Here is a 7,155-nt window from a genome sequence, read left to right as displayed (position 1 = left end):
TTATCGGACACACTCATCCTGCGATCTCGGCAAATAGCCGTAAACGAGATGTCGTAGGGTCTTGTCAGAAAAACTTTGCTTGAGCGGGGCAGGGCGGTTGCGTAGCTTTTGTCCATGACCAAACCTGCCTCTTTCAAATACTTTGAAACCAGTCCCGAGATCATCCGCCTTGCGGTGATGCTGTATATTCGGTTTCAACTCTCGCTTGGGAAAGTCGAAGACCTGCTGCACGAGCGTGGCATCGACGTGAGCCATGAAACTGTCCGATATTGGAGGAACAGGTTTGGCCCGATGTTTGCCTCCGAGATCAGACGGAAGCGAGTCCAGCAACTGCGCGCGTTCTCTAAATGGAAGTGGCACGTGGACGAGGTTTTCGTAAAGGTAAATGGCAAGCGGCATTATCTTTGGCGGGCCGTTGATCACGAAGGTGAGGTGCTGGAAGCCGTTGTCACAAAACGCCGAAACAAGGCTGCAGCACTGAAATTCCTCAAGAAATTGATGAAGCGGACCGTTTGCACCGAAGAGATCGTCACAGATCGCTTCGCTTCCTACAAGGCGGCGCTCACAGAAATGGGCGCGCTCGAAAAACAAAAGACGGGCAGGTGGTTCAACAACCGCGTCGAGAATTCACACCTCCCATTCCGACGACGCGAGCGCGCCATGCAACGTTTCCGGCGTATGCGAAGTCTGCAGAAATTCGCCGCCGTTCATTCTTCCGTCTACAACCACTTCAATTAGGAAAGATCGCTCGCCAGCAGAGATACCTTCAAGTTGACACGCACCGCCGCTCTCGCCGAGTGGCGTCAACTTTGTTCCAGATAGGATCCCGGTTTACGCAGTCAACTGAGACTGGTTCGAATTCGTCTGACAGCACCGCCACCAATCGGCGCAAAAATCTAAAAATTTGAAGAGCAAATGTAAGCCGGGCTGTCGTCCTTTTCCGCCCGTGCAGGTGCCGCATATGCAAAGCTCTGGCGGGTTTTCGACGTGTATCCTGCGCAGCTGGCGGTCAAATTTCGGTAAGCGCGTCGTAATTCAGGTGGTCACCATGCACCTGTTGGAATATCAGATTTCTGGAATTGAGGAGAGGCGCAGGCTGGTCGAGCTGAGATAGCTGACTATTGCCCAACGGGAGGATTTTCGGCGCATGAAGCGATCAGTTGAGCCAGATTTCACCGAGGCAGATATTGCTCTGATAGATGCGGCCTATGAGAAATTGCGGCCGTCAGAGGCGATCAGCGATTGGTTCACGCAATATACCCGCAATCATAGAAAGAGGCTGGCGATCGACCTGAGAATGCTTCGGGAAAGGGCGGCCGAGGGTGCCATGGTTGTCGAATTCGGGTCGGCACCTTGTCTGTTGACTCACGCCGCGCAGTCAGCGGGATTTAAGGTTGTTGGTCTTGATCTTGAACCCGACCGGATCACGGAAGCGACCGGATCGCTTGAGATATTGAAGTGTAATATTGAGCGGGACCCGGTGCCGCTTGATGATGGCGTCGCGGATGTTGTGATTTTCAACGAGGTTTTTGAACACCTGCGTATTGATCCGATTTTCACGATCAGTGAAGTGGCCCGCGTGCTGAAACCCGGCGGGCAACTATTCCTTTCCACCCCAAACCTGCAGAGCCTTGCCGGTATTCGAAATCTCGTTCTGTCGAACCGAAGCGCGTTTGTCTGCCCCGATCCTTATGAGGAATTCAGCAAACTGCGCACATTGGGCCATATGGGACATGTTCGCGAATATACGACACGCGATGTCACAGAATTTCTTGAACATTTTGATCTGAAGACACAGGAAATCATCTATCGCGGTATACGTGGAAAACGCCTGATGCGCCTGACACAGCGCATGTTCCCACGCCTTCGCCCCTTCTTTTCGGTCGCTGCTACAAAGATAGGGTGACGTCGCATGGCGACTGAACGCGAGTTTTGCTCAGTGAAAGGCTGATGTGCAAAAAGGTGCGGTGGCCCGGGCACTTGTCAGATGTCTCGTGAAAAGGCCAAATACATCCGAACGTAATGTCATAAAGTTCTGGCAGCCTGCGGACGGAGCCCATGTATGGATAAGACCGAGCAACCCGGCAAGACCTCATCCTACTTTCGGGGATTGGCTTTCTGGTATCATCTGATCGCGCTTTTGTTTTTCTTAATTGCGTCGCTGGTGCTTGCGTCCTCGGTTCTGGTGCCGCTGTCTTTTGCAGTTCTATTGTTCGTTCTGCTGACGGCCACGTCAGACCACATTGGCAGGGTCAGGCTTTGGGGAAGAACAATTCCCAAATGGATCGCGCAACTGGCGGCCATTGCGCTGGTGATAATGGGCGTTGGCGTTGTGCTGTCGATCTTGTCCAGTCAGGCAGGCGAAGTCTCGCAAGCCTTCCCACGTTATGAAGAAAAACTGACCGGCATTCTGGCGCGCGTGGTTTCGTTGGTGGGTCAAGACAACTATGCAGCCGCGCTCAAGGCGTTGAAGCAAATCAACCTGTCGGGTTTTGCGCAGGGAGTGATCGGATCGGCCGGTGCATTCCTCAGCGCGTTCTTTCTGGTTTTGCTCTATGTCCCGTTCATGCTGATCGAGCGCACCCCGATGCGTGCAAAGATCAAGCTGGCGGTGAAAGATGAGGAAACAGCCGAGAAAGTAAGGCGTATTCTGGATCGGACATCCGCCAGCGTTCAGCGATATGTCGGCATCAAGACCTTTGCCAGCGCGCTTACAGGGTTCGGAAGTTATCTGGTGATGGCTTTGGTGGGGTTGGATTTTGCGGAAACATGGGCTGTTCTCGCCTTCATACTGAACTTCATTCCAACCGTTGGCTCGATTATCGGCGTGGCACTGCCGACAGTGGTGGCGCTGGTTCAATTTGAAGAAGTCATCCCGCTTTTGATCGTGTTGGGCGGGTGTGGCGCGGTCCAGTTTTCTGTTGGAAATATTCTGGAACCCATGCTTCTGGGGCGAAGCCTGAATTTGTCGCCCTTCATGGTTATTCTGGCGCTTACGTTCTGGACGGCAATCTGGGGCGTCGCCGGGGCCTTGATGAGCGTCCCGATAACAGTTTGCATTATGATCGTGATGTCCAACATCCCCGCCACGAAATCCATCGCGATATTGATGTCCGGTGACGGCAAAATCGAAAGCTGAAGCCACGCGCGTCGGATCAGGACGGTTGGTCCTTGGCAATCGTGCGCAACATCTGTGAAAAGTAAATCCCCGGCGCAAGGCGGTTCACGATATTGGCCAGCCGCGCCACGCGGCCGACAGGGATAAAGCGCTTGCCTCGGGCATAGCCGCGCAGGATGACACGGGCCGCGTCTTCGGGCTCCATATAGTCAACGCCGTCCGAGGCTGAGCCGGGCCTGACGAACCCATCCTGTGTTGCACCGGGCCGACCGATGTTGGTGGCCACAAACGAGGGTGCCGCGATGCTGACATTTACGCCATGCGGGATTTCTTCTGCGCTGAGCGATTTGAAGAACCCTTCCAACGCGTGTTTGCTGGCGGCATAGGCGGTGCGGTGAAAAAGCGGCGCAAACCCGGCAACCGAGGATATGGCCAGGTGGGTTCCCTTGGAATGCCGCAAGGGATGCAGAAACTGTTTGGCACAGTCGACCGCTGCGAAGTAATTGATCTCGAACAGATTTCGGTGCGAGGCCATGTCGCATTCGGCGAAGGCAGAGATCTGCGAAACGCCCGCGTTGTAAATCACCAGATCAATCGACGTGCAGGATTTAATGACCCGGGCGCAGGTCTCCTTGATCTGGTCCGGCTGGGTCAGATCGCAGGCAAATGTGGTGACGCCGTCCACACGGGCAAAAGAGTCCAACTCGGGCCCCGGTAGATCAATAAGCACGGTGTGCCACCCTTGCGCGCGCAACGCCGCAGACAGGGCTCTGCCCAATCCGCCCGTGCCGCCGGTGATCACTGCGGTTTGCGTCATCGGGCGACCTCCCACCAGCGTTGAAATGCTTCTGCACTTGAAAGCTCGGGCTCATATCCGAAGCCTGTCCTCAGCGCGGAATTATCCAGCACAGGGCGGTACAGCAGAAAACGCACCTGCTCGGGACCATAGCGCGACAGACCAAGAGGACGCGCAAGTGTCAGGGCAGCTTTAACCAATCCGGGCCGCACCCATCGAACCGACTTTCCCATCGCTGCAGCGATCTGGGTGACGGTCAGCGATCCGGTGCCGGATACGTTGAAGATACCTGCAGGCCCATCCGTGGACGCCCGCAGCAGGATTTCCGCCAAATCCTTGTCCCAGACAAAGACAAAGGGGCTGTCCGACCCTTTCAGACCCAAAAGCCGGGGTTTGCGGAACAGGGCGGTGATTTGGTTTTCGATGCTTGCACCAAGTACCGTGCCGACGCGCAGGACGACTTGTTCCAGATCTGGCGCGGTGTCTCTGGCTTCGGCCAGCATCTCTTCGACCAGACGTTTGTGCCAGGAATAGGCGAACTCGTGATTGCCACGGATCGCATCGGTTTCTTTCAGTGGAATGGGGTTGTCCGGGTGATAGCCATAAGCCGCCCCTGACGACGTCACCACCAACCGCCGGGTGCCTGCGCCGATGGCTGCATCCAGCACATTGCGCGTGCCTTCGACATCGACCCTGTATTCCAACTCGCGGGTCGAGTCCGGTCCGGGTGTCACGATCGACGCAAGGTGAACAATCGTGTCAGGACGTTCTTCAAGGATGACGGTTTGCGGATCGCTTCCCGTCACGTCCATTTTCGTAAACCGCGTGTTTGCTGGCAGGTCCAACGGTTCCCGAATATCAGTCGCGATGACCTCAATATCGGAATGGCACCCAAGACGGCGCAGCAACGCCGTTCCGATGGCTCCGGCAGCACCTGTGATCAGAATCCGGCTCATTGCGGTATCTCTCGCCTGGCAAAAAACGCGGCAAGGGCGATGCCCGATATCGCGTGCCAGATCCCCCACAGGGCCGCGGCGACGGCCATACCGCCCAAGCCGCCGAAGAAGGCGAAGATCAGGATCAGCCCCAGCCCCGAGTTCTGAATTCCGGTCTCGATTGTAACGGAACGGCGATCGCGCTCGGACAGGCCGGCTGCGGTGGCGGTGAAGTAGCCGCCCAGAAAGGCCAGCGCATTGTGAAGGATGACCAGCCCAACGATCGCCCCGGCAAACTGAAGGAAGCTGTCCCAGTTCGCGGCAAGCGCCACGACGATGAAGGCAACGAAGATGCCCATGGACAGCCACTGCATAGGGCGGCGAATGCGATCAGCGAACCGTGTAAAGCGTGCATTGACCAGCATTCCCAGGATCAGCGGCAGGATCAGCATGAACGTCACGGTGGTTGCCACCGCGACCGGGTCAATTTCCGTGCGTTGCAGGATTTCCCGGGTCGGACCATAGAGGTTGCCCCAAAACGCGATGTTTGCAGGTGTGATGATGATCGCTGCGACGGTTGCGAAAGCCGTCATCGACACGGATAGCGCGACATTTCCCTTTGCGCGATGGGTCATGAAATTCGAGATGTTCCCACCGGGACAGGCCGCAACAAGAATAAGCCCCATCGCGACCGAGGGTATGGGCTTCAACGCGACGATCATCAGGAAGGTCAGGGCTGGCAATATGATGAACTGCGAAGTCAGCCCGACGATCAGGGGTTTGGGTCCCCGCGCCACCCGCCGAAAGTCATCAAGCCGAAGGTCCAGCGCGATTGAAAACATGACAACGGCAAGGATGGCGTTCAAAAGCCTCAGGTTGCCTGCATCAAAGTTCAGTGTGACTTGGTCGATCCCGTTCATTTTTCTGCCGCCCTGAGCGCTGCGATCTGGCCCGTCACCTCGCGTCGATAGGTTGCCTTGTCGACGTAATAGGCCATGCGGGGCAGGTCGATATAGTTCATACCGCCTGTTGCCCGCTCGAACCCTTCGGCCTTGGTCGCGCGGATCGCCTTTGCTGCCGTGTTTCCAGATCGCAGACCGGAGATATATCTGGCGATCATTTCGGCCTGCTCGTGTCGGCCCTGCCAGCCCAGCCCGGATGCTTCGACCATGCCCAGCACGAACACGTCATCCCGTTCAGGATGCATGCAGTTCAGGTAAAGATGCGGCGCATCCCCTTTCCAGTTCAGAAGCGACTTGTCGATGAACGGATAGTGCAGCTTGTAGCCGGTCGCCGCCAGAACCATGTCGTACTCGGCCGAACTGCCATCACGGAAGTGGACGGTTTTGCCATCAAATCTCGCAATGTCAGGGCGGACTGTCAGGTCGCCGTGCCCCGCGTGAAACAGGATCAGCGAATTCACGACGGGGTGGGACTCGTACAGCTCGTAATCCGGTTTTGGAAACCCGTATTTCTGAGGGTTCCCCACAAACCACTTTAGAATTGCGCCATCCACCTTGCGTTTCAACCACATCGGAAGGCGAATTTTCCCGCCCATCGTGTCAGCGGGTTTGCCGAAGACGTATTTTGGAACGAAGTAGTACCCGCGACGCATGGAAATGTCGCAGGATACGCCATGGTGGATCGCATCCACGGCAATATCACAGCCCGAGTTTCCTGCACCGACGACAAGAACCCTTTTGCCCGCAAATTGCGTTGGATAACGGTACTGCGACGCATGCATGAACTCGCCGGTAAACGTGCCTTCAAACTCAGGCATGTTGGGTTCCGACAAGGTGCCGTTCGCAATCAGAACGCCCGCGAATTGTTGAGTCTGCTCGGCGCCGGACGCGTCGCGCCAGCGGACCTCCCACCCGCCTTTGTCCGGCGGCGTGGTGCTTAGGACCTCGGCCCCGAAATGGAAGTGTTGATACAAATCGAACGCGGTGGCGAAGTCCTGAAAATAGGTCTTCAATTCGCGGTGCGACGGATATTCGGCCGTTTCCTCAAGCATCGGGAAATCCGCGAATTCGGTCATGCGTTTCGAAGAAATGAGGTGGGCGGTCTCGTACATCGTGGACCGAGGTGCATCAATGTTCCACAGACCACCCACATCATCTGCCAGTTCAAATCCTTGAAACGGCACGCCCTGCTCGATCAGCGTTTTTGCCATCGCAAGACCCATGGGCCCGGCCCCGATAAGTGCAAAACTATCTTCCGGGCGGGCCTTCACCTTAACCGGTTGGCCCGCTCCAAACTGCACCTGCTCCATGCGTCTCTCCTCCTGCGACGTCATTTACCTTGAA

Annotated in this window: 6 protein-coding genes and 1 pseudogene; 3 read left to right on the top strand and 4 right to left on the bottom strand. The window is 56.3% G+C overall.

Going from position 1 to position 7,155, the window contains the following annotated elements:
• Positions 1 to 114 precede the first annotated feature (114 nt).
• From ACR0MS_RS12520 to ACR0MS_RS12510, 3 genes and pseudogenes are all read left to right on the top strand, one after another.
• Positions 115 to 822, top strand: a pseudogene (locus tag ACR0MS_RS12520) (IS6 family transposase).
• A 325-nt stretch (positions 823 to 1,147) separates the two neighbouring features.
• A complete protein-coding gene (locus ACR0MS_RS12515) occupies positions 1,148 to 1,906 on the top strand; it encodes a class I SAM-dependent methyltransferase (protein ID WP_480572723.1) in 759 nt (252 codons plus the stop codon).
• A 156-nt stretch (positions 1,907 to 2,062) separates the two neighbouring features.
• Positions 2,063 to 3,139 (top strand): AI-2E family transporter, encoded by a 1,077-nt coding sequence (locus ACR0MS_RS12510; RefSeq protein ID WP_480572725.1) that lies wholly within the window; start codon positions 2,063 to 2,065, stop codon positions 3,137 to 3,139.
• Positions 3,140 to 3,155: 16 nt separating this feature from the next.
• On the opposite strand, the gene ACR0MS_RS12505 is transcribed toward ACR0MS_RS12510, so the two are convergent.
• The 4 genes from ACR0MS_RS12505 to ACR0MS_RS12490 are packed head-to-tail and all read right to left on the bottom strand — an operon-like array spanning position 3,156 to position 7,121.
• Positions 3,156 to 3,935 (bottom strand): SDR family NAD(P)-dependent oxidoreductase, encoded by a 780-nt coding sequence (locus ACR0MS_RS12505; RefSeq protein WP_480572727.1) that lies wholly within the window; start codon positions 3,933 to 3,935, stop codon positions 3,156 to 3,158.
• The gene (locus ACR0MS_RS12500; protein WP_480572729.1) at positions 3,932 to 4,870 is read right to left on the bottom strand and encodes an SDR family oxidoreductase; all 939 of its coding nucleotides are present in this window, start codon (positions 4,868 to 4,870) and stop codon (positions 3,932 to 3,934) included. The genes ACR0MS_RS12505 and ACR0MS_RS12500 overlap by 4 nt, the downstream gene beginning before the upstream one ends.
• Positions 4,867 to 5,769 (bottom strand): bile acid:sodium symporter family protein, encoded by a 903-nt coding sequence (locus tag ACR0MS_RS12495; RefSeq protein ID WP_480572731.1) that lies wholly within the window; start codon positions 5,767 to 5,769, stop codon positions 4,867 to 4,869. Before ACR0MS_RS12495 ends, ACR0MS_RS12500 begins: the two co-directional genes overlap by 4 nt.
• Entirely contained in the window at positions 5,766 to 7,121 is a 1,356-nt protein-coding gene (locus tag ACR0MS_RS12490; protein ID WP_480572733.1) for a flavin-containing monooxygenase, read from the bottom strand. Before ACR0MS_RS12490 ends, ACR0MS_RS12495 begins: the two co-directional genes overlap by 4 nt.
• Between the last annotated feature and the right edge of the window lie 34 nt (positions 7,122 to 7,155).

The sequence above is a fragment of the Ruegeria sp. CJ2 genome, from assembly GCF_056536745.1.
Note: the sequence above shows the minus strand (reverse complement) of the source record. Positions and strands in the feature narration are given on the sequence as shown.

What these genes read in the sequence shown, in the direction of transcription:
- ACR0MS_RS12500 (WP_480572729.1), bottom strand. Translation starts at nt 4,870, where the DNA reads ATGAGCCGGATTCTGATCACAGGTGCTGCCGGAGCCATCGGAACGGCG.
- ACR0MS_RS12490 (WP_480572733.1), bottom strand. Translation starts at nt 7,121, where the DNA reads ATGGAGCAGGTGCAGTTTGGAGCGGGCCAACCGGTTAAGGTGAAGGCC.
- ACR0MS_RS12510 (WP_480572725.1), top strand. Translation starts at nt 2,063, where the DNA reads ATGGATAAGACCGAGCAACCCGGCAAGACCTCATCCTACTTTCGGGGA.
- ACR0MS_RS12505 (WP_480572727.1), bottom strand. Translation starts at nt 3,935, where the DNA reads ATGACGCAAACCGCAGTGATCACCGGCGGCACGGGCGGATTGGGCAGA.
- ACR0MS_RS12515 (WP_480572723.1), top strand. Translation starts at nt 1,148, where the DNA reads ATGAAGCGATCAGTTGAGCCAGATTTCACCGAGGCAGATATTGCTCTG.
- ACR0MS_RS12495 (WP_480572731.1), bottom strand. Translation starts at nt 5,769, where the DNA reads ATGAACGGGATCGACCAAGTCACACTGAACTTTGATGCAGGCAACCTG.